General features: G+C 49.9%; 19 protein-coding genes and 1 rRNA gene. 17 read left to right on the forward strand and 3 right to left on the reverse strand.

What is annotated here, in order from left to right:
* The first annotated feature begins 84 nt into the window (after positions 1-84).
* Both thiC and ACFVU8_RS27905 read left to right on the forward strand, forming a co-directional pair.
* A complete protein-coding gene (gene thiC / locus ACFVU8_RS27900) occupies positions 85-1,878 on the forward strand; it encodes a phosphomethylpyrimidine synthase ThiC (RefSeq protein WP_387431766.1) in 1,794 nt (597 codons plus the stop codon).
* Positions 1,879-1,964: 86 nt separating this feature from the next.
* Positions 1,965-2,549 (forward strand): hypothetical protein, encoded by a 585-nt coding sequence (locus ACFVU8_RS27905; protein WP_387431768.1) that lies wholly within the window; start codon positions 1,965-1,967, stop codon positions 2,547-2,549.
* A gap of 71 nt (positions 2,550-2,620) precedes the next feature.
* Here ACFVU8_RS27905 and ACFVU8_RS27910 read toward each other — a convergent pair whose 3' ends face one another.
* Together ACFVU8_RS27910 and ACFVU8_RS27915 are read right to left on the reverse strand one after the other, a co-directional pair.
* Positions 2,621-2,980, reverse strand: coding sequence for a hypothetical protein (locus ACFVU8_RS27910; RefSeq protein WP_379467720.1), 360 nt, complete (start codon positions 2,978-2,980; stop codon positions 2,621-2,623).
* 75 nt (positions 2,981-3,055) lie between these two features.
* A complete protein-coding gene (locus tag ACFVU8_RS27915) occupies positions 3,056-4,600 on the reverse strand; it encodes an acetate--CoA ligase (RefSeq protein WP_387431811.1) in 1,545 nt (514 codons plus the stop codon).
* A gap of 549 nt (positions 4,601-5,149) precedes the next feature.
* Between ACFVU8_RS27915 and ACFVU8_RS27920 the strand changes: the two genes are divergently transcribed.
* On the forward strand, positions 5,150-5,872 hold the full coding sequence (locus ACFVU8_RS27920) for a stalk domain-containing protein (protein WP_379467722.1): 723 nt from the start codon (positions 5,150-5,152) through the stop codon (positions 5,870-5,872).
* 128 nt (positions 5,873-6,000) lie between these two features.
* Here ACFVU8_RS27920 and ACFVU8_RS27925 read toward each other — a convergent pair whose 3' ends face one another.
* The gene (locus ACFVU8_RS27925) at positions 6,001-6,129 is read right to left on the reverse strand and encodes a DUF4023 family protein (RefSeq protein ID WP_083205578.1); all 129 of its coding nucleotides are present in this window, start codon (positions 6,127-6,129) and stop codon (positions 6,001-6,003) included.
* A 236-nt stretch (positions 6,130-6,365) separates the two neighbouring features.
* Between ACFVU8_RS27925 and ACFVU8_RS27930 the strand changes: the two genes are divergently transcribed.
* The 14 genes from ACFVU8_RS27930 to ACFVU8_RS27995 form a co-directional block, all read left to right on the forward strand.
* A complete protein-coding gene (locus tag ACFVU8_RS27930; RefSeq protein ID WP_387431771.1) occupies positions 6,366-7,730 on the forward strand; it encodes a NosD domain-containing protein in 1,365 nt (454 codons plus the stop codon).
* On the forward strand, positions 7,727-8,254 hold the full coding sequence (locus tag ACFVU8_RS27935; protein WP_387431774.1) for a nitrous oxide reductase accessory protein NosL: 528 nt from the start codon (positions 7,727-7,729) through the stop codon (positions 8,252-8,254). Before ACFVU8_RS27930 ends, ACFVU8_RS27935 begins: the two co-directional genes overlap by 4 nt.
* A gap of 24 nt (positions 8,255-8,278) precedes the next feature.
* Positions 8,279-9,100 carry an ABC transporter permease gene (locus ACFVU8_RS27940; protein ID WP_387431777.1) on the forward strand — a complete coding sequence of 274 codons (822 nt, stop codon included), beginning with the start codon at positions 8,279-8,281 and terminating at the stop codon, positions 9,098-9,100.
* Positions 9,093-9,806: an ABC transporter ATP-binding protein gene (locus ACFVU8_RS27945; RefSeq protein ID WP_387431780.1), complete on the forward strand. Its 714-nt coding sequence runs from the start codon at positions 9,093-9,095 to the stop codon at positions 9,804-9,806. The genes ACFVU8_RS27940 and ACFVU8_RS27945 overlap by 8 nt, the downstream gene beginning before the upstream one ends.
* Positions 9,807-9,815: 9 nt before the next feature.
* Complete coding sequence (locus ACFVU8_RS27950) at positions 9,816-10,379, forward strand: peroxiredoxin family protein (RefSeq protein ID WP_387431783.1); 564 nt, start codon at positions 9,816-9,818, stop codon at positions 10,377-10,379.
* Positions 10,380-10,533: 154 nt separating this feature from the next.
* Positions 10,534-12,345, forward strand: coding sequence for a sensor histidine kinase (locus ACFVU8_RS27955; protein WP_379467735.1), 1,812 nt, complete (start codon positions 10,534-10,536; stop codon positions 12,343-12,345).
* A gap of 3 nt (positions 12,346-12,348) precedes the next feature.
* Positions 12,349-13,875, forward strand: coding sequence for a response regulator (locus tag ACFVU8_RS27960; RefSeq protein ID WP_387431785.1), 1,527 nt, complete (start codon positions 12,349-12,351; stop codon positions 13,873-13,875).
* Between the two features lie 176 nt (positions 13,876-14,051).
* Positions 14,052-15,539: an ABC transporter substrate-binding protein gene (locus ACFVU8_RS27965; protein WP_379467738.1), complete on the forward strand. Its 1,488-nt coding sequence runs from the start codon at positions 14,052-14,054 to the stop codon at positions 15,537-15,539.
* An 82-nt stretch (positions 15,540-15,621) separates the two neighbouring features.
* Positions 15,622-16,554, forward strand: a complete 933-nt coding sequence (locus tag ACFVU8_RS27970) for an ABC transporter permease (RefSeq protein WP_175369764.1) — start codon at positions 15,622-15,624, stop codon at positions 16,552-16,554.
* A gap of 24 nt (positions 16,555-16,578) precedes the next feature.
* Positions 16,579-17,496 carry a carbohydrate ABC transporter permease gene (locus tag ACFVU8_RS27975; protein ID WP_175369755.1) on the forward strand — a complete coding sequence of 306 codons (918 nt, stop codon included), beginning with the start codon at positions 16,579-16,581 and terminating at the stop codon, positions 17,494-17,496.
* Positions 17,497-17,597: 101 nt separating this feature from the next.
* Positions 17,598-18,917 (forward strand): glycoside hydrolase family 125 protein, encoded by a 1,320-nt coding sequence (locus tag ACFVU8_RS27980; RefSeq protein ID WP_387431788.1) that lies wholly within the window; start codon positions 17,598-17,600, stop codon positions 18,915-18,917.
* A complete protein-coding gene (locus ACFVU8_RS27985) occupies positions 18,914-22,066 on the forward strand; it encodes a beta-galactosidase (RefSeq protein WP_387431791.1) in 3,153 nt (1,050 codons plus the stop codon). The genes ACFVU8_RS27980 and ACFVU8_RS27985 overlap by 4 nt, the downstream gene beginning before the upstream one ends.
* 23 nt (positions 22,067-22,089) lie before the next feature.
* Positions 22,090-24,828 (forward strand): alpha-mannosidase, encoded by a 2,739-nt coding sequence (locus ACFVU8_RS27990; RefSeq protein WP_387431793.1) that lies wholly within the window; start codon positions 22,090-22,092, stop codon positions 24,826-24,828.
* Between the two features lie 543 nt (positions 24,829-25,371).
* Positions 25,372-25,463: ribosomal RNA gene (locus tag ACFVU8_RS27995) — 16S ribosomal RNA — on the forward strand; the annotation flags it as partial.

The raw sequence follows: 25,463 nt of genomic DNA on the forward strand, positions 1-25,463 counted from the left end.
GTTCATGGATAAAGCCGCTCCACGTGGAGCGGCTTTTTTGGCGCTTGTCTTATTTATATCCCATAGTACAGGAGGATTCATAAGATGGCACATGAACACGAGCAGGACAAGAAACGAGAGTATGATAAGGTGGACCTGTCAGCTTTTCCGGGTAGTCGCAAGGTGTATGTAGAAGGGCAACACCCTGATATCCGGGTACCCATGCGGGAGATTGAGCTCAGCCGCACCGAGGGTATTGCCGGCGAAATGGAGAATGTTCCTGTACGTGTCTATGATACTAGCGGACCCTATACAGACAGCGAGATTAAAACCGACATTCGTCAGGGGCTGCCACCTCACCGTAAGTCCTGGATTGAGCAGCGTGGGGATGCTGAAGGATATCAGGGACGGATGCTTAAACCAGAAGATAACGGACATGCGAGGGGAAAATCGGCCGTGGAGGCGTTCCCGGGATTGGAGCGGCGTCCGCTTCGGGCAAAAGCTGACCGGAATGTTACGCAACTGCACTACGCGCGAAAAGGTATCATCACTTCTGAGATGGAGTATATAGCTATTAGGGAAAATGTTAGTCCTGAATTCGTTAGGGATGAGGTAGCGAGCGGACGCGCCATTATTCCAGCTAATATTAATCACCCGGAAAGTGAGCCGATGATTATCGGGCGCAACTTCCTTGTGAAGATCAACGCGAATATCGGGAACTCTGCCGTATCCTCTTCCATCGAGGAAGAAGTGGAGAAAATGAGGTGGGCCACCCGCTGGGGTGCTGACAACATTATGGATCTCTCTACCGGCAAAAATATTCATCATACCCGGGAATGGATTATCCGCAATTCTCCAGTGCCGATCGGTACTGTGCCGATCTATCAGGCTTTGGAAAAGGTGAATGGAAAAGCAGAGGATCTGACGTGGGAAGTTTACCGTGATACGCTGATTGAGCAGGCGGAACAGGGTGTGGATTATTTTACAATTCATGCTGGGGTGCTGCTTCGTTACATCCCCCTGACAGCCGGACGAATGACGGGTATTGTCTCCCGTGGCGGGTCGATTATGGCGGCCTGGTGTCTGGCCCATCATCAAGAGAACTTCCTTTACACGCATTTCGAGGAGATTTGTGAAATTATGAAGGCCTATGATGTCGCCTTCTCTCTGGGAGACGGGCTGCGGCCGGGATCTATCGCTGATGCCAATGACGAGGCCCAGTTCGCGGAGCTGGAGACGCTGGGTGAACTGACGACATTGGCTTGGAATCATGATGTTCAGGTCATGGTGGAGGGTCCGGGCCATGTGCCGATGCATCTGATCAAGGAGAATATGGACAAGCAGCTTGAGCATTGTCATGGAGCGCCTTTTTATACGCTGGGTCCCTTAACCACGGACATTGCACCGGGCTATGACCATATTACTTCCGCTATCGGGGCAGCCATGATCGGCTGGTTCGGGACGGCGATGTTATGCTATGTCACGCCCAAGGAGCATTTGGGACTGCCGAACAAGAACGACGTGCGGGAAGGTGTGATTGCTTACAAAATTGCTGCCCACGCCGCTGATCTGGCCAAAGGCCATCCAGGTGCCCAAGAGCGGGATAACGCGCTGTCCAAAGCACGCTTTGAGTTCCGTTGGCGGGATCAGTTCCATCTGTCGCTCGATCCTGAGAGGGCACTGGAGTATCATGATGAGACGCTGCCAGCGGAAGGCGCCAAGACGGCCCATTTCTGCTCCATGTGCGGCCCGAAATTCTGCAGTATGCGTATTTCTCACGATATTCGCAACTCTGGAAGAGTGCAGGATGATCCCATGCAGGAGCAGGAAGCCATCGTTGCTGGGATGCGCGAGAAATCTGCTGAGTTCAGAGTGGGCGGCAGCCAGATATATCAATAGAGGTGACGTCAGGAGTTGCATCGGCAGGCACATTGGGGATAATAGAGAGTAGATAACACTACCCTACAGATGCAAAGGATGAAGACATGTCAGTTCAAAATTTAACGCAAAAGTTTCAGGAGTACCTTCAATTATCGGACAGTTTACGGCCCGGATACTCTGCCAGCCTGGGAACGGGACAGGCGGAGAGCGAGGCGGGAATAGCGGCAATTGTGCCTGAACTGCCAGAACTGTTAGCGGCCATATATAATACGGTATCAGGTACAAGCAGCGAGGAAGAGGAGCCAAGTCTTATTGAGTTTGTGCCGGGATACCGCCTGATTCACAGAGACGAATATGAGCAGGAGATGAAGGTGCTCGCAGGGATACTGGCAGATAAGGGCCATCCGGTAGAGGGAATAGTTCTGCCCCTCCTGACCAATTATGGAAGTGATTTCATCTGCTACTATCGATCTGCAGATGGTACAGAGCGGATTTGCGATCTGCTTCACGACTTTGGAGATTTAGTGGTAATGTATGATTCTCCTGCTATGTTCCTGGAGACGCTTAGCGAGTTCTACCGCCAAGAAGTGTATTTCCTCGATGAAGACGGTTATCTAGACTGCGATCTGATCAGGGAAGGCGAGGTAGGAGCGGAAATGAATCCAGATGCCTCCTATTGGTCGGAGTAGCGGAGGACAAGTAGTTTTCCTATGTTTACAGAGAAAAAGCAGCCCGATGGGGCTGCTTTTTTGATAATGATTCAAGTCTGCTCTGCGGCTTGTACCCATACCAGATAGAATATTTTGTCGTTATCGACGTATTCTTCATCTGCAAAAACCTTTCGATCTCCAAAGCCGGCCGTATTAGCCCGAACTAATTCAAACAGTAGAGCATAGGCCAGTTTGGAATCGGTCGTTCTATATCCGTCATAGTCGTATCCGATTTTATTATACGCGTCGCTTGATACCCATTCGTAGGCTTCACGGGTCGTCTCAAACTCCATTTCTTCGTTGTACCAGCGTATAGCCGGGTCTATTCTAAGAGGAGTTCTAGTCTCCCGGGTTTTCAAGAAAAAAACTTCCTGATGCGTACCCTCATTGAGATCTTCGTTCGTCCCCATTCCAAGCCACCTCTCTTTCCATAATTCATTGTATAGAAAGAAAATAAAGAATAGACGTCATACCGACATTCTCACTTACTCCGCAGCGCTCTGCTCCTGCTGGCGCAGTTCCACCCGCCGGATTTTTCCGGAGGCTGTCTTGGGCAGGTCGGTGACAAATTCGATTTTGCGCGGATATTTGTAAGGGGCGGTGATCTCCTTGACATGGGTCTGGAGTTCCTTAACCAATCCGTCTGTGCCCTCATGTTCATCCTTGAGTACGATAAAGGCTTTGACTACATGGCCGCGAATCTCATCGGGACTGGCGACAACGGCACATTCTTTGACAGCGGCATGCTTCATGAGTGCATCCTCTACTTCAAAGGGACCAATCGTATAGCCTGAGCTGATAATAATATCATCGCCCCGGCCCTCGAACCAGAAATATCCGTCCTCGTCTTTGCGCGCCCGGTCTCCAGTGACGAAGTATTCGCCATGCGAGGCGTTGGCCTTGCGCTCAGGGTCCTTGTAGTAGGTTTTGAACAAGGCTGGCATGCTGAGATGCACGGCAATATCTCCAACAGTGCCAGGTGGCAGCGGAACGCCATCCTCGTCAATGACCTCTACGAGACCCGGCGCAATAGATTGGCCCATGGAGCCAATTCGGACAGGCTTGTCCTTAAGCGCAGCAATAATCAGCGTGCTTTCGGTCTGGCCATAGCCGTCGCGGATGGTGATATCGAAGTGCCGCTGGAAGGTATGAATGACTTCCTGATTCAGCGGTTCACCGGCGGAGACGGCGCAGCGGAGCTGAGACAGGTCGTAGTGCTCCAGCCCTTCTGTCTTGGCCATCAGGCGGTATTCTGTCGGCGTGCAGCACAAGACCTGAATGGCATGATCCTGTAGCAGCTGCAAATAACGCTTCGGCCCAAAAGTGCCATGGTAAACAAAACCGGTTGCCCCGTTGCCCAGTACGGACAGGAAGGGGCTCCAGATCCACTTTTGCCAGCCCGGCGCGGCGGTTGCCCAGACAGTATCCGACTCACGAATGTCGAGCCAGAGTGATGAGGTAATGCGCAAGTGGGCATAACCCCAGCCGTGGCTATGTACCACTGCCTTGGGATTGCCAGTTGTGCCGGAGGTGTAAGCCAATATAGCGATATCGTCCCGATGGCTGGCCGCTGCCGGATAGACATCCGGTTGACCGACCATGAGGCCCTCCAGATGTACCCAGCCAGTGGCCTCTTCCTGATACTCAGTCGTTCCGGTCACGGCCAGTCGGTAATCAAGGGCAGGCAGATCGTCAGCGATGAGATCTACTTCATTAGTAGTATCGGACCAGGCGATTACAGCTCTGGCTTCCGAGTGCCGCAGCCGGTAGGATAGATCCTTGGCGCGCAGCATCTCAGATGAAGGGATGACAGCTAGTCCCAGCTTCAGACAGGCCAAATAGATTACATAAGCAATGATTTTTCTTGGAACCATAACGAGTACGCGGTCTCCCTGGTGAAGACCTAGATTCGACAATCCTCCAGCAAGGCGGTTGGCCTGCTTGCGCAGTTCCCCGTAAGTGATTTCCTCGTAGTCTCCGTTTTCACTAAGCCATTTCAGTGCTATTTTTTCCGGGGGATGGTGTTCCATTTCCGAAGTCAAATTATACGTTTCAGGTGCGATCCAATGTGGATTGTTCAAGTTGAACCCTCTCCTAATGAATAGAATGTGTGCAGCAGATTCACTAAGTATATCACGATATCTTAAATTCCAGATGCTGGAATCATCCTCTCCTGGCTTGTTTAAGGAGGATATTTTGTGACTATATAAGACGAACAAAAGAAAGTAACAAAAAGCGAGAAGGAACGAAGGGGAATGGTTGGAACTGTAGGAGCGAAGCGCTCGCCTGAAAGCTTTCCGTAGGAAAGCTAGCATCGGAAGCATAGACTATCGCCAGATTTCAACCGCTAAAAGCGGTTTATAAATAAGAAATCTGGGAACAAGAGCGACCGGAAGTCCAAACATTCACCGTAGTGACGACCGAGCCTTACGTGCGGATCTTAAGTTAAGCTTAAATAGTCTTACGCTCCACCGTGAAATACTTCTTTACATCATGGATACAGTTTAGAAACAACTCCTTGGTTTAATAAGACTAAGAAATGCAGCACAACAAATCAATCTTCAAGGAGACGATATCAAATGAAAAGCAAAAAAATGATCATAGCAACAATGGTGTTCGGGATGGCAGTGACAGGATCAGCAGGGGTATATGCAGGAACGAATTTAGAAAAGATCAGCGCGTACCTTAATCATGGCCTTGGCTTCAAAGTCAACGGATCTGCTTATACACCGGTTGATGGCAACGGCAACAAGCTGGCACCCATTACGTACAAGGATACAACTTACCTGCCGGTTCGGGCGTTGGCGGATGCACTGAAAGTGCCAGTTACTTTTGACGGTAAAACCAATCAGGTCATCATCGGCAAAAATGACGGCGGTTCTGCACCAAGCAATGGTGGATCGACTACCCAGCTGTCGGCGATTCAATACACCGCTGCGCAAAAAGAAGCCATTCAGAAGGCCTTTGCCCAGTTTAAAGGTTTTGAGACGGCTTATGCCCCAACACAAATGACCAAAGGCGATGCCTTCGATAAAGTGGCTGCTTCCGATGACGGTGTGAGCTTCCTGTTCAAGCATATGAGAATCGTGATTTCGGCCAGAGACTATTCAGGTGGCTATGCCAGCCAAGCGGTTCAACTGTCCAATGGGGTTAAGGCCAAATGGTACAGCCCTTCCAGCGACACGCAACTGCTGGGCTTCAACCTGAATGACCGAGTGGTAACAATCAGTTCCCCAGATAAGAGCCTCACCAAAGCACAATTGGAGAAAGTGGCTGTAGGCGTTGCAAAACTAAGCAAATAATACGATTAAGCTTCACCCCATAAAAGATTCAGCCCATAAAACAGCCCGGCATATCCCTTCACGGATAGCCGGGCTGTTATGAGTATTCGGGAAGGCTGTAGTCCAACTACTGCACTCCCCGAATACTTTTATTTTTTGGTACTATGCTGCTTGTTGGGTAGCTTTGCTTCAGGACTGCCTTGTCCCCGGTGCTTGCTTTTCTCCGCTTTTTTCTGCGTGTCATGCAGCTTTTCCACATACTCATGGGTATCATCCATCGGTCCTTGCGCCTCCTCACCTTGATAAACTTGCTGTTACTGTAACCAGATCGGCTGCAAAACATACATATCACACGTTAGACACACTCTCTCTGTAAATATAGCTACATCGGGCCATAGGGAAATAGTGTCTGCTTAGGTATACTATGGGCTGAACCGGAAACGCTTTATTCTGTGCAACACTTGTGCAGGTTTTTTATTTTCCAGACGGAGCTAAGGAGTGTACCGAAGTCCAAATGATGAAATATAGCCATTCCCGTGCCAGACGACAGTTTCTGGTTCTGCTCCTGCTTCCTTTATTGGTTGTAGATCTATTGTTTCCATTGTACTCACAGTCTGCCTATGCGGATCCCACATCATATCCTTCGGGGCGTTCTCTTCAAGATATCATCGATGCGGCCGAGCCCGGCGATACCATTGATCTTCCTCCTGAAACGTATCAAGGACCTGTCGTGATTCGCACAAGTGTCACCCTTCGAGGGGGAGGCAGAGCTACGCTGATCAATACCACAGGGGATCCAGCCATTACGATTCTCGCAGATGGTGTGACCCTGCAATCGATAAATGTCCAACATGATCAAGACGGTAAAACTACGGCGATTCAGGTCAAGGCCAATGAAGTGACGCTGGAGGGACTAGCCATTCATACGGGTGGGTATGGCATCATGCTGCGCGACGCCGACCGGGCGAAGATTATCCATAACCGTATCCGCTGGTTTATTCCACAAGGTCAGCCAGCAGGGGAACGGGGAAACGGCATCGATCTCTATAATTCCCACGGCAGTCAGATTGGCAATAATGAAATCTCCTATCTACGAGATGGCATTTATCTGGAGAATAGCCGGAACACGACTGTTGACGGGAACAGGTTAACTTATTTACGCTACGGCATCCATTGTATGTACATCAACGGGTCGAAGATTACCAACAATGTTGGGGAATACAATATCACCGGCGCAATGGTGATGGGGGTGACGAATGTGGTCGTCTCGGGTAATTCTTTTGCCAAACAAAGCCGAAATGTGCATTCTCAAGGGATCCTGCTGTACGATGTGCGGACCTCTTCTATTACTAATAATCTAGTTGAAGGAAATAGGGTAGGCATATATATGGAAAAATCTGCCGACAATGAAATGAGAGACAATGTGGCACTCCGCAATTTCATAGGCATTCAGCTTAGTCAGGCTGCGGGCAATCAATTTCACCGAAATGGATTCATCGCTAACGTTATTGATGCCGAAGCCGTAGACAGCACAGAGAACGTGATGGACGGGAACTACTGGGATTCCTTTCAGGGGATGGACGTGGACCGGGATGGAATCAGTGATATTCCGTATGCCATTAATCCATTCTATCAGCGGTTAATTTCTCGTAATTCCGCCTATCAGCTATTTTTTCAATCTCCAGGAATGAATTTTCTGAGTGACATGTTTGCAGGGGATAAAGCGAATGGATCGGTTGATCAGGCACCGCTGATGAAGTTGGATACAAAAGCACCCATAGGGACTGTTCGGAAGGATGGAACTGTGATGGTGACCGGCTGGCTGCTGCTCTTTGTCTCGGTTATTACAATAATATATTTGGGGGTATTACGATCATGAAAGTAAGAACAAGTGCCGGACTACTACTGCTCAGTCTACTGATGCTGGTGGTATTAACCGCTTGCGGTGCGAAGAAGTATGAAGCACTTCCTATCAATGAAGATGTCGATGTCTGTGCAGTCTGCAATATGCAGGTCAAGGATGATGCCTTTGCGACACAGCTGACGACGAAGGACGGCAAGAATTACAAGTTCGACGATGTGGGCTGCATGAATCAATGGAAGAAAGAGAATGGGACGGACAAGATCGGGATGGATTTCGTACGGGATTATAACGACAAATCGTGGATTCAGTTCAGCAAGGCAAGTTATGTCTACGATGCAGCCTTACGTACGCCAATGGCTTACGGAGTGATCAGCTTCAAGGACCGGGCATCGGCCGAGGCCTTCGTCAAGGAGCAGGGTGTAGGAACCGTTCTGAGTGCAGATGATCTTGCCTCACATGAATGGAAACAAAGCTCCGCCATGGACATGGACATGAATCATGGGGAAGGCCATATGAATGAAGGCCCGGGACACAAGTGATTTTAAAAGGCTGGAGAGGTGACTATGACCGATATACTGCAAGTGGCCCGGAGGGAAGTCAAAATGGGTTTCCGCAATCCCTGGGCCTATTCTTTCTTGGCCCTGTTTTGTACGTTCAGCTTAAGTCTGCTAATCATTAATTCCCAGAATATCGTTCAGGGATATTCTGCGATAACAGGCTCTATGTTAAGTCTGGTGTTATATCTGCTGCCGCTAATGACGCTGTTTCTAGGTTCATTTTCTCTGACGGCCGAGAAGGAGGAGGGCAGCTGGCAGCTCCTATCTACCTATCCCATAGGAACGTTGTCCTTCATCATCGGCAAGTACACTGGACTGGCCGTTGTGCTGCTGGTGATCATTGGCTTCGGCTATGGGCTGATGGGGCTGATCAGTGGTCTGCTGGGCACGAGTTTTGACAGTTCCACTTATTTTCTTTTCCTGGCCTTCTCGGCAGGTCTGGTTCTTTTGTTTCTCACCCTTGCCTTATTTATAGGTTCCTTATCGCGAAACCGCTGGCAGGCGCTCACGATCTCTGTATCCATCTGGTTTTTCGCTGTGATTGGCTGGCCGACACTTTTAATTTCTATATTAGGCATGGTTCCTTATTTATGGGTTAAGCCACTGCTTGTAGCTGCGACATTCATCAATCCTGCTGAGCTCGTACGCCTGTTTGTAGTCGTTAAGCTTGGGGGCGGGTCTGTGCTAGGTCCTGAATACTTCCAGTGGGTAGAGTGGATTCAGCGTCCGAACGGGAATTTATTGTTTATGGGCGTGTGCCTGCTCTGGATTCTGTGTTCTATTGTTGGCGTGTACCGGATTTGGGAGAGGGGGCGTATCCATGGATGAAGCTATGGTCCGGGTGACTGGACTGACCAAAGTTATCAAGAAGCAGCCTCTTGTAGAAAATATCGCCTTCACTCTTCCGGCAGGGAATATCCTGGCGTTATGCGGGGGTAATGGTGCGGGAAAAAGCACGGTGCTGCGGATGATCGCCGGCATTCTTCAGCCGACCTCAGGCGACATCACTGTAGGTGGTCTTCGCTGGCATACCCAGCGCAAACAGTTTGCAAAGCAAATTGGCTACATGCCGGACGACTATCAGTTTAACCAGGGGCTAACGGCGGAAGAGGTATTATCCTTCTGGGCAGCCTTGCGGCGCGTCCCCAGACGACGGGTCACAGAAGTGCTGGCTCTTGTAGGCCTGGAAGAGAAACGCAGGAGTCTGGTGAATACCTTCTCCAAAGGCATGCGTCAGCGTGTGCTTTTTGCCCAGGCGCTGCTGGGTGAGCCTCCACTTCTTATTATGGATGAGCCGACAAACGGACTGGACCCGTTCTGGATGAATGAGTTCGCCGGGCTGCTGCAGAACATTCGTGAGGCGGGACATACGGTCATCTTCTCCACACACCAGCTGGAGATTGCCGAATGGGTAGCGGACCGGATATTGTTTCTCAGCGGGGGGCGTAGCGTCGGGGAGGGTCCGACAAGAGACATACGGGACCAGCACGGCTCGCTGTATGAAGCTTTTAACCATAGTCTAGGATTGAAATGAGGTGATCTTGTGCTGAATCAGCATCAAAAGCTTCGTCGCATGCTCACTATCTTAATCGGTTTGGCTGCGATTGCTGCAGCAGTCTGGGCTATTGTACAATCTGTAATTCCTGGGGAAAAGGGAGCTGACTCCGCAGTGATCGCTCAGGCAGCCGCCCCTGACTTTGAGGCCGTCACGGCCGAAGGCCGGCAGGTTCGGCTCTCTGACTATTGCGGTCAAGTGGTATTGATTAACTTCTGGGCTTCATGGTGCAAAGCCTGTGTGACAGAAATGCCGTTAATTCATGACGTTTCCCGTGCCCGCAGTGGCGAGATGACGGCTTTGATGGTTAATGTGGGGGATTCCAAAGGCACCATCTCCGAATATATGAAGAGTCAGAATTTCTCGTTTCCGGTTATTATAGACGTTACCGGCCGGGTCTCCGGCCTGTACGGCATTTCTGGCTTGCCCGCTACCTATATCATAGATAAGGCGGGAACAATCCGGAAGGTGGTCATGGGCGAAATTGCGGATCAAGAACAACTGAATATCTGGCTGGACGCTGCCGCCAAAGCTCCGGAAATTCCAATGTAGTCCCTGCATGATCTTTAATTATTGCAGGGAATCTTTAATTTTTGGGATAGTTTGCAAGACGGGCATTCCCGCAAGCGCTATCATTTTCGTGATATAATATAGGGATAGCAGTGCAAATAAGCGCGCGATTACATCAAAGGACAGGAGGATGATCATGCTTCCGGGGAAGATCTACAGAAAGTATTTTCAACATAATGTATTCATCAAGATCATCCTGTTGTTCTCGATCGTTGCGGTCGTCACCATCATTACGTTCTCTTACCTGATGTTCAATCTCATGTCTCAGGCGGCAGTACAGCGGCAAATGGAAATTCAGAAACGGGCGGTGGAGAGTGTCAGTCATTATATCGGGCAGAAGTATGACCTGGTGCAGTCTATGATGATCGATATTTACCGGGACAGTGAGCTTACCTCGAATACAGCGTACCTGTTGGAGCATCCCTATGAGAGTTATGTCCGTTACCGGTTGGACCGGTATTTCAGCGAGAGCAATTCAACCACCGACACCGTGCAGTATTTCAGGAATAAGCTTGAGGATAATCCCGACATCCGTAGCCTAATATTATATAGCGCAGCAGAGCAGCAGCTCTATGTCTATAATACGCACAAGCAGTTTGAGATTATCCCTACGAATGCAGCCCATTCCTTTGTTCCCGATGCCATGTATGTGGAAGAAGCGGGTAATGTCTCCATCCCGAATATTTGGGTACGCAATAGCATTGCTCTTGCCGACACACCGATGTTCTCAGTGCGAAGTCCCATTAATAACAAGCTGTCGCTGCGTAATATTGGTCAACTGCTCGTCTATTTCGACGCTGAGCGGGTGTGGGAAGGGATGGGCAACGATAGGCAGGATTTCAAAGGAACCATCCTGGCGCTGTCGGCCGACGGCGACGTGCTGTTCGATTCGTCAGGTAAATATTACGGGGCCAAATATCCAAATATGGAGCTGGTGAGTTCCGCCTACACGGATGGCGAAGAAGTTAACGGCATGACGATTACGAAGCTGACACACGGCCAGGGAGGCTTCACAGTGCTCAGCATCGTACCGAAGGAAGAGATAGCGGCGACTTATCGCGGCTTGCGGAATATGATCATCACCATCTGTCTGTTCTGTAGTGTGTTTGCCATTATCACAGCCTCACTGATCATCAGCAGTATCGCCAAACGGACGCAAGGCATTATCAAATTCACGCGGAAGGTCAAGAACGGGGATCTGGATGCCCGGATTACTGATGTCAAGGAAGATGAATTGGGCCAGATTTCCAAGAGCTTCAACGATATGTTGGATGAACTCAATATTTACATTGATCGGGTATTCAAGGCGGAGATCAAGCAGAAGCATACGGAGATCGCGGCGCTGGAGGCCAGAGTGAATCCCCATTTTCTATATAATACGCTTGAGGTTATCCGTATGCGGGCCATTTCACAGGGGGCCGAGGATGTCGGCGAGATGATATATAGCTTGTCGGTACTATTCAAAAGCTACGTGCATCCCAAGCCCAAACATACGCTGAAGGATGAACTGGAAGCTTGCCGGCTGTATCTTGAGCTGTTCCGTATTCGTTATAAGGACAGGTTTTCTTACGAACTGCGTTGCGAGCGGGAGCTAGAGGGGACAGTGGTCATGAAAATGTCGCTGCAGCCCATTATCGAGAATTACATTCTGCACGGCATGCGGGCGGACCGCAACGACAATCACATCACTGTTGCTGTAACTAAAGAAGGAGATATCCTTCGTGTTATAGTAACAGATAACGGGCGTGGCATTTCTCCAGCTAGACTGGAGGAATTGCAGCAAAGGCTTCATCAGACGGATGAGTCATCGGAGTCCTTCGGTCTGCGTAGCATCCACGAGCGATTGAAGCTGATGTATGGAGCGAAGTATGGACTCGAACTGAACAGCGAAGAGGGTAAGGGTACGACAGTGACGGTGTATTTCCCCGATTTGGGAGAGGATGAGTGAGCCATGTACAGGATATTCATTGTGGATGATGAACCGTTCATCATCGAAGGGCTGTATGATATTGTCGATTGGGCCAGCTTTGAAATGGAGATCGTTGGTCAGGCGGCTAACGGGCAGGAAGCGCTGGAGGCCTTGAAGTCAGTGCGGGCGGACATACTGATCACGGATATTTCCATGCCGCTGATGAATGGTCTGGACCTCATCCGTGCAGTTCGGGAATTCCAGCCAGAGCTTAAATTCATCATTTTAAGCGGTTATGATGAATTTGGTTATCTAAAGGAAGGAATGGCCCTCGGTATTGAAAATTATCTCTTGAAGCCCATTAATCTGAAAGAATTCAAGGCTACACTTAGTACCGTCGCCGAGAAGCTGAATGAGTCCAGAGCAGACTATAAACTGAACGAGCACAGCATTTCAATTCTAAGAGATAATGTCATGCACCGCTGGCTAAGAAATCAGATTGCCCCGCAGGAATTTCAGGAGCGGGCCGGCTTTCTGGGCATAGTCATCAACAAGCCGCTCACACAGGTTGCATTGCTGCGGTCTGAGCAACGCTTGGCTGAAGCGTTTCCCGTGGTACTTGAGGTTCTGCATGGTATTCCCGGCGTCATTCCGTTTCAGGATATGGATGGGGACATCGTGCTGGTGCACATGCTAAGTGAATACCAACGCGGCAAGGAAGCAGCAGAAGCTATTCATCGGCAATTGCTGGCCACTCCGGCGCTAGCTGCCTACGAGCAACTGTATCTTTCGATAGGAAGCGTACAGGAAACCGAGGACAATGCAGCACTGAGCTATACGCAGGCGAAGCGGGCGCAAGAATATTTTATGTTGTTCCCCGAACACAGTTATATCTGCTATGAGGATTTGCAAGAAAGGCAAGAGGAGGCCAATCTGGAATTTCCAGTAAACTGGGAAGAAGACCTCAAGCTGATTATGGCGAAGGACACGGAGGGGCTGCTGCAAAGGATTGATGATAATTTTGAGCAATTGCGTAGGGTGGAGGGGATTACACCCCAGCTGATCCAGGATATCGCCACGGAATGGCTGATCCGCTTCAAGATGCAGCTCAAGGAGATCCGGCATGCAGAGGAACCCGAGTTTTTTAAAGAAGGGCTTCATAAAATCCGCGCGACATCATCCATCGCCGATTGGGCGGATATTTTGAAAGAAGCGGCCGTGTACACTATAGATGCACTGATTCGTGATGTGAAAAGCCCTGTAGTCCAGCAGGTGCTTAACCATATTCATCAATCCTACAGCGAAGACATTTCACTAAAGACCCTTGGGACACAATATAATATTCATCCGGTGTATCTGGGGCAATTGTTCCATAAGGAAGTTGGAGAATCGTTCACGGAGTATATCAACAAGTACCGGATTGAGAAAGCCAAGGAGCAGCTGCGAACCTCTCCGCTCAAGGTTCACGAGATCGCCCGCAACGTGGGATATTGGGAGACTGGATACTTTTACAAGCAATTCAAAAAGCATGTAGGGATTTCCCCTACGGAATATAAAGGACTTGTTTAGCCTACGCGCTAAGCAAGTCCTTTTCTTTATTTTTTACACCTTTTATTTAGTTTAGCTTCTGTTTGAAAATGCTTTCATAAATTACAGTATAAATAGTCCTTAAAGGAAATATCGCGAGGTATAATTCCGGGTTATGCAGCGATACTGAGGTAAACATAAGGGGAGGTTATACAAACATGAGCAAGAACAAAAAAAGATTATCTCTGGTACTGACATCCATGATGGCACTCTCGCTTGCGCTCACCGCTTGTGGAGGAGGCAATACCAACAATGAGAATGCTTCCGGGAACGGTGGTAAATCGGAGAAGCCAGTTGAACTGATCTGGTACACGATCGGGCCTCCGCAAAAGGACCTGAACATGGTTGTGGACGAAGTTAACAAATATATTCAGCCTAAGATCAACGCAACGCTGAAAATGAACATGATTGATTTCGGTGACTATACACAAAAAATGCAGGTGAAGGTCGCTTCCGGTGAGCCGATGGATATTATGTTCACCAGTTCCTGGGCTTTCGATTATGTGCAAAATGCCCGCAAAGGCGCGTTCATGGAACTGGATGACTTGCTTGAGAAATACGGCAAAGGCATCAAAGACACCATTGACCCTGCGTTCCTAGAAGGTTCCAAAGTAGACGGTCATAATTATGCCGTTCCTGCGAACAAAGAGCTTCCAGCTCAAGAAGTATGGCGCTTCAACAAAGACCTGGTGGACAAGTACAAGCTGGATATCGACAAAGTGGACTCCTTGGAGAGCCTGGAGCCGCTGCTGAAGACCATTAAGGAGAAAGAGCCTAACATCACACCTTATGCGATGGTGAAGGATTACATGCCGGTATTGCCGTTCGACTACATCATCGAGAAAATGCCGATGGCTGTATATATGGACACCAAGGATTATAAAGTCGTGAACATTCTGGAAACGCCGGAATTGAAAAAGAGTCTTGAAACCGTTCGCAAATATTACAAGGCAGGTTACATTTCGCCTGAAGTAGCCACAACGACTTCTGTAGACGATCTCTACAAGTCCAGCAACTGGTTCATGGATCGTGCAACGAGCCAGCCGATGGCGGACAACCTGTGGTCGGCGAGTTACGGTTATCCGGTAGTCTCCAAACCAGCAAGCAAGCCGTACATTTATAACTGGTCCGTTATGGGTTCCATGCAGGCTATCTCTGCTAACTCCCCTAACCCAGAGAAAGCCATGGAATTCTTGAACTTGCTTAATACTGATCCGGTACTTCGCAATATGATCGACTCCGGGATCGAAGGCGTGCACTACGAGAAAGTTGGAGAGGACCGGATGAAGAACCTGCCGGAATCCAAGAACTACGATATGCCTACCTTCTCGCTCGGTAACATCATGCTTAACTACCTGAACGAAGAAGACCCTGCTGACAAATGGGAAATCTTCAAGAAATTCAACGATTCTGGTGTGAACGCTCCGCTGCTCGGATTCAACTTTGACACTTCGAAAGTAACAAGTGAGATCGCTGCTGTGCAGAACGTGAAGGAAGAATTCTGGGCGCCGCTGATGACCGGAACCGTAGATCCGGATGAATACCTGGCCAAGGCCAATCAGAAATTTAAAGCTGCTGGACTCGATAAGATCATTGCTGAAGCCCAATCGCAAATTGATGCTTGGAAAGCAGCGAACAACAAGTAATAAATCATTGGAATAGAAGACGCGGGCGGGGCGAGACTCTTGCCCGGTCTTCTTTACCATTCAGGAGGGATTCACTGTGAGAATGGCCCGAGAATTTTTCGGAAATATCAACAAAAACAAGGTTATGCTGTTTATGGTTCTACCGGGTACCCTTTGGTTTCTCTTCTTTTCATATCTACCGATGCTAGGGACGGTTATCGCTTTTAAAGAGTATCGCTTTAGTAGAGACGGATTTTGGGCCAGTATCGTCAACAGCAAATGGGTAGGGCTCGACAACTTCAAGTTCCTGTTTACCACCAATGACGCCTATATCATTACACGCAATACGCTGCTCTATAATGCGGCATTTATTATAGTCGGACTAGTTTTGTCTGTTCTGATGGCAGTCGTGCTATCGGAAATCGTTAATAAAAAGCTCGCTAAGTTCTATCAGACCGGAATGTTCCTGCCTTATTTTCTGTCATGGGTTGTCGTCGGCTACTTTGCTTTCAGCTTCCTCAGTTCCGAACGCGGCATGCTGAACCAGATTATGGGCTTTTTCGGTGCGGAGTCTGTGCAATGGTATTCGGAAAAGAAATATTGGCCGCTGATCCTCATCCTCGTATATCTATGGAAAGCCGTGGGCTACAACAGCGTCGTCTATCTGGCTGCCATTATGGGGATCGACAAGTCGCTCTATGAAGCAGCGATGATCGACGGAGCCAGCAAGCTCCAGCAGATCCGCAGCATTACGTTGCCGCTCTTAAGACCGATTCTTACCATTATGACCCTGCTTGCCGTGGGGAAAATCTTCTATGCCGACTTCGGCCTTTTCTATCAGGTGCCTCGTAATTCCGGTACCTTGTACAGCGTCACGAACGTTATTGACACCTATGTTTATCAAGGTCTTAAGAGTACAGGTGAGATCGGCATGAGTACGGCGGCAGGTCTTTATCAGTCGCTCGTCGGGTTCACGCTCGTCATGTTCTCGAACTATATAGTGCGCAAATACGACAAGGACAGCGCATTGTTCTAACTCAACTGAAAGGAGTGTGCCCATATGTCATCAATTACGCGTAAAGAACGCGATTTTCATCAATTGTCCAAACCATTGAATGTGTTATTTAATCTGATCGCCGGAATTTTTGCTTTCCTCTGCGTATTTCCGTTTCTGTTCGTTGTCATCATTTCCTTCACTGATGAAGGGGCGCTGGCGAGAGACGGCTACCGGTTATTCCCGTCCAAATGGAGCCTCGGAGCATACCGTTATGTTTTTGAGTCCGGGGATATGCTGCTTCGTTCCTATGGCGTGACTATTCTAGTTACTGTACTTGGAACGATCGTCAGTCTGCTATTTATGTCTTTTTATGCTTATGCTATTTCGCGTAAAAGCTTCCGGTACCGCAATTTCTTTTCGTTCCTTGCTTTCTTCACCATGCTGTTCAACGGTGGTTTGGTACCAACTTATATCGTAGTAACTCAATTGCTGCACCTGAAGGATACCATTTGGGCGCTGGTGCTACCGCTGGCGGTCAACGCCTTTTACATTATGATTCTGCGGACCTTCTACACCACCAGCGTCCCTGACGCCATTATTGAATCCGGTAAAATCGACGGAGCAGGCGAGTTCCGGATTTTCCTCACCCTGGTGCTGCCGCTGTCACTGCCAGGTCTGGCAACGATTGCGTTGTTCAGCACACTGGGATACTGGAATGACTGGTTCAACGCCTTGCTCTATATAGATGATCCCAATCTAGTGCCGCTGCAATCCATGCTGATGCGGATTGAGACCAGCATGCAGTTCCTGTTACAGAATTCACAGAACAGCTCGCTCAGCATCGAAGCACTGCGCTCCATGCCGCAGGATACATCGCGGATGGCGATGGTCGTACTGGCAACAGGGCCAATTATTTTCGCTTATCCGTTCTTCCAGCGCTACTTCATACAGGGACTTACGGTTGGTGCGGTGAAAGAGTAATTCAACTGGAAGTCCAACTATTTTCTGCAATGTTACCCATGTAAATTTCCTGAGCTCAATCTTTATCATTACGATAGCAAATATAAAGGAGAGTATATTCCTTGGAACAATTCAGACTACCCAAAATAGCGATGCCACAACTTACTCTGCCAAAGGCAGTGCAGGAGGTGCTGGCAGAAGCCGAAGAGAAGCTGGCGCACCGTCCGAAGCTGCTGCAGATGTTCAAGAACTGCTTCCCAAATACGCTGGAGACGACCACGAAGCTGCTGGATGACGGAACTACCTTTGTCATTACCGGGGATATTCCGGCTTCTTGGCTCCGCGATTCTGTGGAACAGGTTATTCACTACGTACCGCTGGCGAAGAATGATCCAGAATTGCAGCGTATCATCGGAGGGCTGATCAAACGTCATATTCAGTACATCCATGTCGACCCTTATGCGAATGCATTTAACGAATCGGCTAATGATTGGCACTGGAATACAACCGACGTGACCGAAATGTCGCCATGGGTGTGGGAGCGGAAGTTCGAGATTGACTCCCTGTGCTTCGTAATCCGTCTGGCGTATACGTATTGGAAAGAAACCGGACTTACCGATTTCTTCGATGCCGGATTCAAGTCGGCCCTGCGTCTAATCTTCGATCTGTTCAAAAGAGAGCAACATCACTTTGAGCAGTCACCATACCGGTTCAGCCGCAATAACGGCATTCCCGAGGATTCCCTGCGCAATAACGGACTTGGCATGCCGGTCAACTACACCGGCATGATCTGGTCAGGCTTCCGTTCCAGTGACGATGCCTGCGACTTCCACTACAACATTCCGGGAAACATGTTCGCTGTTGTGACCCTTCGTCAGATGCAGGAATTCGCAGAATGGGTCTTCCGTGACCTGGATTTCCTGGCCGAGCTGAAGGAACTGGAATTTGAAGTGGATCACGGCATCAAATTGTATGGCATTTACCGCCACCCGGAATTCGGTCCAATCTATGCCTATGAGACAGACGGCTTCGGCAACTACTGTCTGATGGATGATGCTGGAACACCGGGACTGGTCTCCATCCCTTACCTGGGATATACGACAGCGGATGATCCGATCTACCAGAACACAAGACGGTTCGCGCTCAGCAAAGAGAACCCGTTCTACTTTGAAGGCACAGCCGCCAAAGGAATCGGCAGCCCGCATACGCCGAAGAACTACATCTGGCATATGGCTTTGTCCATGCAGGGCATTACGGCACAAACTACTGAAGAGAAGCTGGAAATGATCAAGCTATTGGAAAACACCGACGCTGGAACAGGATATATGCATGAAGGCTTCCACGCTGACGACCCGTCTGTCTTTACAAGAAGCTGGTTCGCCTGGTCGAACAGTCTCTTCTCGCAGCTTGTCTACCGGGCGATGAAAGAGGGGATTTTGTGAGCACGGCAGGGGTAATTGTTTTCTGTGACCCGCTGTTTCCGGGAGAACTTGCACCCGGAGCAGTGCAGGGTATTGAGACAGGCTTGCTGGCTGTCTCCGTGGCATCAGTAAATGCCCACGAGCTGGCGCAAGCACTGGATGCTGCACAGGCAGGCGGCGTCTTCATTAATCTGCATGCGCCATATTTTCCTAAGGCAGCATGGCCTTCTATTGTCGCCTATCTGCAAAGAGGCGGGGGACTAATCAACGCTGGCGGCGCACCGTTCAAACATCCGGTGCGCTGGGAAGCCGGCGAATGGCATATTGAAGCGGAGCAGACGGCTTACCACCGTCAGCTTCATATTCATGAAGCATTGCGGGTAAGTAGTGGGGAACGGGCCAGCGAGTATGTCTCACACCAGGATATTCCACTCTTCGCCGGGCAGGAGCAGTTACTGCCGGTTGCGGATACCTGGAATCTCGTGCCGCATGTTACGAAGAGCAGTGATCTGCCGGAGCAAATGGGCTCCAGCGGACCAATGGATACACGGATCTATGCACTCTTGAAGGGTGTATCAGATCAAGGGCGGGAAATCTCGGCCCCAGTCGTTCTGTGGGAGCATGTTGGCGGACCCTTTAAGGGTGGACGCTGGCTGTTCATTAACCAGCCGCTCGGACAGAGCTTCTGGGAGAACGGTGGAGCGGCTGCTTTGGCAGGCTGGACTGCTTATGCGGCCAAAGGCGTTACGGAGCTGTGGTTGAAGCCGAATTATGCTTCCTACGAGCCGGGCGAACGCCCTGTGCTCAGCCTGCAAAGCCAGCGACTGAGCAGTCACACTTCTTCTGCGGAAGTTGCAAAGTGGAAGCTGTCCTTCACTCTTAATAAAGAGGGTGAGGAAGCGGTATTCAACCATGAATGCACGGTTGAAGTCACCCGCGAGCTGAACATCCTGCGGATTCCGGTTCCGGTTGAGCTTCAGCCTGGGCTGTACCGGCTGGTTTGCCGGGCTGAATCAGAGGATGGCGAAGTGCGAGTGCTGCGTCAAGGCCTGTGGGGCCATGATGAAGCTTTGCTTACGCAAGGTGAGCCAGTTTCGGCTGGCAGAGATTATTTTGTGAAGAACGGAAAGCCATTGCCGGTGGTGGGTATGACCTACATGACTTCTGACGTGGCGCGCAAGTTCTTGTTCTTGCCGAACGCTGACGTCTGGGACCGCGATATGGCACAAATGAAGAAAGCGGGAATCAACTGGATTCGTACCGGCATCTGGACGGCTTACCGGAATGTAATGCAGGTGGACGGACATGCCTCGGAAGAGGTGCTGCGGGCCATCGACGCCTTCTTCCTGACCGCGAAGCGGCATGACCTGCAGGTGACGTTCACCTTCTTCTCCTTCACACCGGAGACTTGGGAGGGCACGAACCCGTATCTGGATCCCCGCAGTGTGGAAGCCCAGAAGCGGTTCATCCGCTCGATCATCTCCCGGCACCGCTCCACAACTCATGTGGATTGGGATCTAATTAACGAACCGTCGATGTTCGATCCGCCGCGGATCTTCTCGGATGGACCTAGCTCGGCCAGAGATATCCATGAGATCAAGGCCTTTTCCGCTTGGCTGGAACAACGTCACGGGAACATCTCAGCTTTGCAGGAGCACTGGAACATGACACCGCTGGAGCTGCCGGACTTCGCAGCTGCCCGTCCTCCTGAGCAAAGCGATATTAACTTTAGCATCCAGGATATTCATTCAGGCAAACGCGGCACGCGCTGGCTGGATTACTGCCTGTTCTCGATGGATATGCATAATGTCTGGGCGCAGGAGCTGTACGGAACGATTAAAGAGCTGTGTCCGAATCATATGGTTACTGTCGGACAGGACGAGGCACTAGGAGCGCAGCGGCCATCGCCTTTCTTCTATGAAGAGGCCGTGGATTACACGACTGTCCACACCTGGTGGTTGAATGACAGTCTGCTGTGGAGCGGCATCTTCGCCAAAACGGCGAACAAGCCGAATCTGATCCAGGAGACCGGCATTATGTACGTAGAGACACCGGACGGACGGGCCAAGCGGAGTGAGGAAGAGCTGCGGTCCATTCTGGAGCGCAAGTATGCCTATGCTTTTGCTACTGGCGGTGCTGGTGCTGTGCAATGGATCTGGAATACGAACTTCTATATGGATAATGCCAACGAATCACAGATCGGTGCTGTCCGTGCGGACGGTACCGAGAAGCCAGAAGCAGATGTATCCTATGATTTCGGCCGTTTTATCGGCGAAGCCGGAGGAATATTCGACGGACGCAAGCTGGAAGACATTGCAGTTATTTTCCCGTATTCCAATGACTTCTCCAACCGGAAGCTGGCTTATGATGCCACAACACGCCTGACACGGATTATGTCTTACCAACTGCATTTACCTTTCCGTGGAGTATCGGAATATGATTTGGACGCATTGGAAGCCCAACCGCCGAAGCTGATCCTGCTACCAAGTGCACACAATCTCGACAATGAGGCCATGAAGAAGCTGCTGTCCTTCGTTGAGCGTACTGGCGCGACCTTGGTGGTGACTGGCAGTCTTGGCCTTGACGCATACTGGCAGCCAACAGACCGATTGGATCATCTGCTGGGTCGCCGGGAGCTTCATAATGTACGTAGGGAAGAACGGCTGAACCTGAACGGAGTGTTGTTCCCAGTCTCCTACGGACAGCGTAGGATTGCAGAGCTTATTAAAGAAGTGTCTGTGCAAGAGGTTCCGAACGCCACTGCTCAATCTGCACAAGGCGATGCTGTAGTAGAGGTAGCTATCGGGAAGGGACGCCTGATCTGGAGCCCGCTGCCGCTGGAACTGAACGAACGGAATGAGCCGATTGCGGCACTGTACAGATATGCGGTGAGGATTTCCGGGGTTCAGGAGGATTTGCAATGGCACACCGGTGGTGATCTGCCGGGAGTGTACGGCCGGAAGCTGAATTTTGCAGAGGGCGCCCTGTTTGTGTTCGTCTCCGAATATGCATGGGACACAGAGGTAGAAATCAAGGATGTTAGCACGGGTACCGTATATAGCTTTATTTTGGACAAAGAACGCTCGGTGCTGTTCACGGTGGATGCAGAAGGACGCTTGCAGTCCGTGTACAGACCGGATGAAGTAACAATTTCTAGCCGCAAAGGCTAAGGTGAGAGGAGAGATAGGGGTTCATGGCTAAAAAAAGAACAGCGCATATCGTATCCCACACGCATTGGGACCGGGAATGGTATTTGCCTTACGAGAAGCATCACGTTCGTCTGATTCAACTGGTGGATGCACTACTGAAGAAGCTTGATGAGGGATCGGCCTTCAAGAGCTTTTATCTGGATGGACAGACAATTATTCTGGAGGATTATCTCCAGGTTCGCCCGGAAAACAAGGAGAAGCTGGAGCACTATATCCGTGAAGGGCGAATTCTGATTGGACCGTGGTACATTCTGCAGGATGCATTCCTGACGAGCAGCGAAGCTAACGTGCGCAACATGCAGATCGGGCACCAGGATGCTGAGAAATTCGGAACACCGTCCAAAATCGGTTATTTCCCCGATACCTTTGGTCTGACCGGACAAATTCCACAGCTGATGCTGCAATCCGGGATCTCCAACGCGTTCTTCGGACGTGGCGTGAAGCCGACCGGCTTCAATAACACGGTCTCCGACGGCGATTATGAGTCCTCCTACTCCGAGCTGATCTGGGAGGGACCGGACGGCTCCAAAATTCTTGGTATCCTGTTCGCGAACTGGTATTCCAACGGCAACGAAGTTCCGGTAGAGGAAGGGGCTGCTAAGGAATTCTGGGATCGCAAGCTTGCAGATGCTGAGAAATATGCTTCGACCAGCGAGCTATTGTATATGAACGGATGTGACCACCAACCGCTGCAGACCGATCTTCCGGAAGCAATCGAGACAGCGAAGGCGCTCTACCCGGATACGGAGTTTGTTCATTCCAACTTCCCGGATTATCTGGATGCCCTGAAAGACAGCCTGAAAGACGAGCTTTCTTCTGTAAAAGGTGAACTGCGCAGTCAGCGCACGGACGGTTGGGGCACCCTGGTCAACACGGCCTCAGCACGTGTCTATTTGAAGCAGATGAACCAAAAGGGTCAAACCATCCTGGAAAAAGTGGCAGAACCGCTGGCCTCCATCGCTCAGCTTGCAGGACAATCTTATCCGCATCATCTGTTCACCTATGCCTGGAAGACACTGATGCAGAACCATCCACATGACAGTATTTGCGGCTGCAGCGTGGATGAAGTGCACCGGGAAATGGTTACCCGTTTTGATAAAAGCCGCCATGTTGCCGAAAGCATTGTAGAAGACAGCGGCCGGTTTATCGCTGAAGCCGTTGATACTTCCGGCTATAGTAAATTCGGCAATGATGCGGTGCCATTTGTCGTTATGAATACAACAGGCTGGAACCGTACCGGTACAGTCAGCGTGGAATTGGATGCAGCGCGGTTGTATCTGCGTGAAGGCTTCTCTCTGGAGGAGACCGCCCGCCGTATGCAAGATGTTTCGCTCGATGGACATCAATTGGTGGATGAGAACGGCACCGCTGTATCCTACACTATTGAAGACCTCGGACTGAGCTTCGGCTATGACTTGCCGGATAATCAATTCCGTCAGCCTTATTCATGCCGTAAAATCAAACTCACGTTTGAAGCTTCAGATGTTCCTGCGCTTGGTCTACGTACCTATGCCTGGGTGAAGTCGGCTGAGCCGGCTCCAGCAGTTGTTTCCTTACTGAAGGGAGCAAAAGTGCTTGAGAACGACGGAATTAAAGTGGAGATTGCTGATGACGGCTCGTTCACCTTGCACGATAAGAACAATAATACTTCTTACAATGATCTTGGTGTTTATGAGAATACCGGCGATATCGGTAATGAATATATGTACAGACAGCCGGATGGTGAGACTCCGCTGACCACCAAAGGACTGCAAGCAGGCATCCGTGTGCTTGAAGATACCTCTTTCCGGGCTGCGATTGAAATCGTCCATGACTGGGAAATTCCTGCTTCAGCTGATGAATTGCTGGACGCAGAGCAGCGGGCCCTTGTCTACTACCCGGAACGTAAGGCGCAGCGCAGCCGTGAGACCGTTACATTGAAGCTTCGTACCGTGCTTTCGCTCGAACGGAAGGGCAAAGGTCTGTCCATCGAATCTACTATTAATAACAACGCTAAAGATCACCGGGTACGGATGTTGTTCCCGACCGATCTGGTAACTGATGTGCACCATGCAGATTCCATGTTCGAAATTGCTACACGGGATAATGTACCGGCGAGCGAATGGTTGAACCCGAGCAATACCCAGCATCAGCAGAACTTTGTTGATGTCAGCGGTGACCAAGCCGGACTCACGGTAGCTAATTTGGGGCTCAATGAATACGAGATCCTGCGGGATGGCCGCAATACAGTGGCTGTTACCCTGTTGCGCAGCGTGGGCGAGCTAGGGGACTGGGGCTGGTTCCCGACTCCGGAAGCTCAGTGCTTGGGCGAGCATACGGTACAGCTGCAACTGATCCCGCATAGCGGGGATGGCATTGCGTCCGGTGCGTATACTGAGGCCTATCAATTCCAGGTGCCGTGGACTGTCCTCCAGACAGGAGTTCATGAAGGTAAGCTTGCCTCGGGCTATACACCTTTCCAATGGAAGGGTACAGCGGCGGCATTTTCTTCTCTAAAAATGAACGAAAAGACTGGCGACTTGCTGGTTCGCTGGTACAACATGGCTGAGCAGCCTGTAGAGCTGGCTCTGGATGTCCTTGTTCCGCATGAGCATCTGTACGAGACCAATATTCTGGAAGAGCGCACGGCGCCGCTTGCAGATCCTGGACATCGTCCGTATTCATTGGAGATCCGTCCATACGGGATTGCGACTTATGGAATTAAGACTCGGAACGGACAGTAATAACGAAGTACGGAATTATAACCTTCAAAGCCAGTTTCCATCGTGGATGGAAACTGGCTTTTCTAATAAATAAAGATCTGACTTTTTGAGATGTAGAGATTGAAGGATTAATCAAACGGGTAATGGGCATAGTAGGGGAGATCACAGCTCAAGAACTGGTGAGCTTAATGATGGGTTTTCCTATAGAAGAAACATAATTCCGGGATAAAAGGTTATGAAGTGGGTTATTTTAAAAAAAATAATAAAAACACTTGCAATGGTCTTCTATACATGGTATATTCTAATTCCGGCCAAGAAATAACGATGCCGAGCTCGAAAATGAAGTTCGAAAAACGAAATTCAAAAAAAGAGCTTGACATTAAAACGCCGGACATGATATAGTATAAGAGTTGCTGCTGAGACATTAAGCGGACAACGAGAACAGCTTGATCTTTGAAAACTGAACAACGAGTGAGTATCGAATTCACGAAAGTGAGTTCAAAAATGAGAATTTTTAATTCTCGTCAGATGTTTCAAAATGAGCAATCGCTCTTTCTAAATACCAATTTGGAGAGTTTGATCCTGGCTCAGGACGAACGCTGGCGGCGTGCCTAATACATGCAAGTCGAGCGGACTTGATGGAGTGCTTGCACTCC

The organism is Paenibacillus sp. NPDC058177 (genome assembly GCF_042883835.1).
Taxonomy (GTDB): Bacteria; Bacillota; Bacilli; order Paenibacillales; family Paenibacillaceae; genus Paenibacillus_AQ; species Paenibacillus_AQ agri.

What these genes read in the sequence shown, in the direction of transcription:
- ACFVU8_RS27940 (WP_387431777.1), top strand. Translation starts at nt 8,279, where the DNA reads ATGACCGATATACTGCAAGTGGCCCGGAGGGAAGTCAAAATGGGTTTC.
- ACFVU8_RS27935 (WP_387431774.1), top strand. Translation starts at nt 7,727, where the DNA reads ATGAAAGTAAGAACAAGTGCCGGACTACTACTGCTCAGTCTACTGATG.
- ACFVU8_RS27990 (WP_387431793.1), top strand. Translation starts at nt 22,090, where the DNA reads ATGGCTAAAAAAAGAACAGCGCATATCGTATCCCACACGCATTGGGAC.
- ACFVU8_RS27910 (WP_379467720.1), bottom strand. Translation starts at nt 2,980, where the DNA reads ATGGGGACGAACGAAGATCTCAATGAGGGTACGCATCAGGAAGTTTTT.
- ACFVU8_RS27960 (WP_387431785.1), top strand. Translation starts at nt 12,349, where the DNA reads ATGTACAGGATATTCATTGTGGATGATGAACCGTTCATCATCGAAGGG.
- ACFVU8_RS27905 (WP_387431768.1), top strand. Translation starts at nt 1,965, where the DNA reads ATGTCAGTTCAAAATTTAACGCAAAAGTTTCAGGAGTACCTTCAATTA.
- thiC (WP_387431766.1), top strand. Translation starts at nt 85, where the DNA reads ATGGCACATGAACACGAGCAGGACAAGAAACGAGAGTATGATAAGGTG.
- ACFVU8_RS27975 (WP_175369755.1), top strand. Translation starts at nt 16,579, where the DNA reads ATGTCATCAATTACGCGTAAAGAACGCGATTTTCATCAATTGTCCAAA.
- ACFVU8_RS27955 (WP_379467735.1), top strand. Translation starts at nt 10,534, where the DNA reads ATGCTTCCGGGGAAGATCTACAGAAAGTATTTTCAACATAATGTATTC.
- ACFVU8_RS27925 (WP_083205578.1), bottom strand. Translation starts at nt 6,129, where the DNA reads ATGGATGATACCCATGAGTATGTGGAAAAGCTGCATGACACGCAGAAA.
- ACFVU8_RS27965 (WP_379467738.1), top strand. Translation starts at nt 14,052, where the DNA reads ATGAGCAAGAACAAAAAAAGATTATCTCTGGTACTGACATCCATGATG.
- ACFVU8_RS27930 (WP_387431771.1), top strand. Translation starts at nt 6,366, where the DNA reads ATGATGAAATATAGCCATTCCCGTGCCAGACGACAGTTTCTGGTTCTG.
- ACFVU8_RS27970 (WP_175369764.1), top strand. Translation starts at nt 15,622, where the DNA reads ATGGCCCGAGAATTTTTCGGAAATATCAACAAAAACAAGGTTATGCTG.
- ACFVU8_RS27945 (WP_387431780.1), top strand. Translation starts at nt 9,093, where the DNA reads ATGGATGAAGCTATGGTCCGGGTGACTGGACTGACCAAAGTTATCAAG.
- ACFVU8_RS27920 (WP_379467722.1), top strand. Translation starts at nt 5,150, where the DNA reads ATGAAAAGCAAAAAAATGATCATAGCAACAATGGTGTTCGGGATGGCA.
- ACFVU8_RS27915 (WP_387431811.1), bottom strand. Translation starts at nt 4,600, where the DNA reads ATGGAACACCATCCCCCGGAAAAAATAGCACTGAAATGGCTTAGTGAA.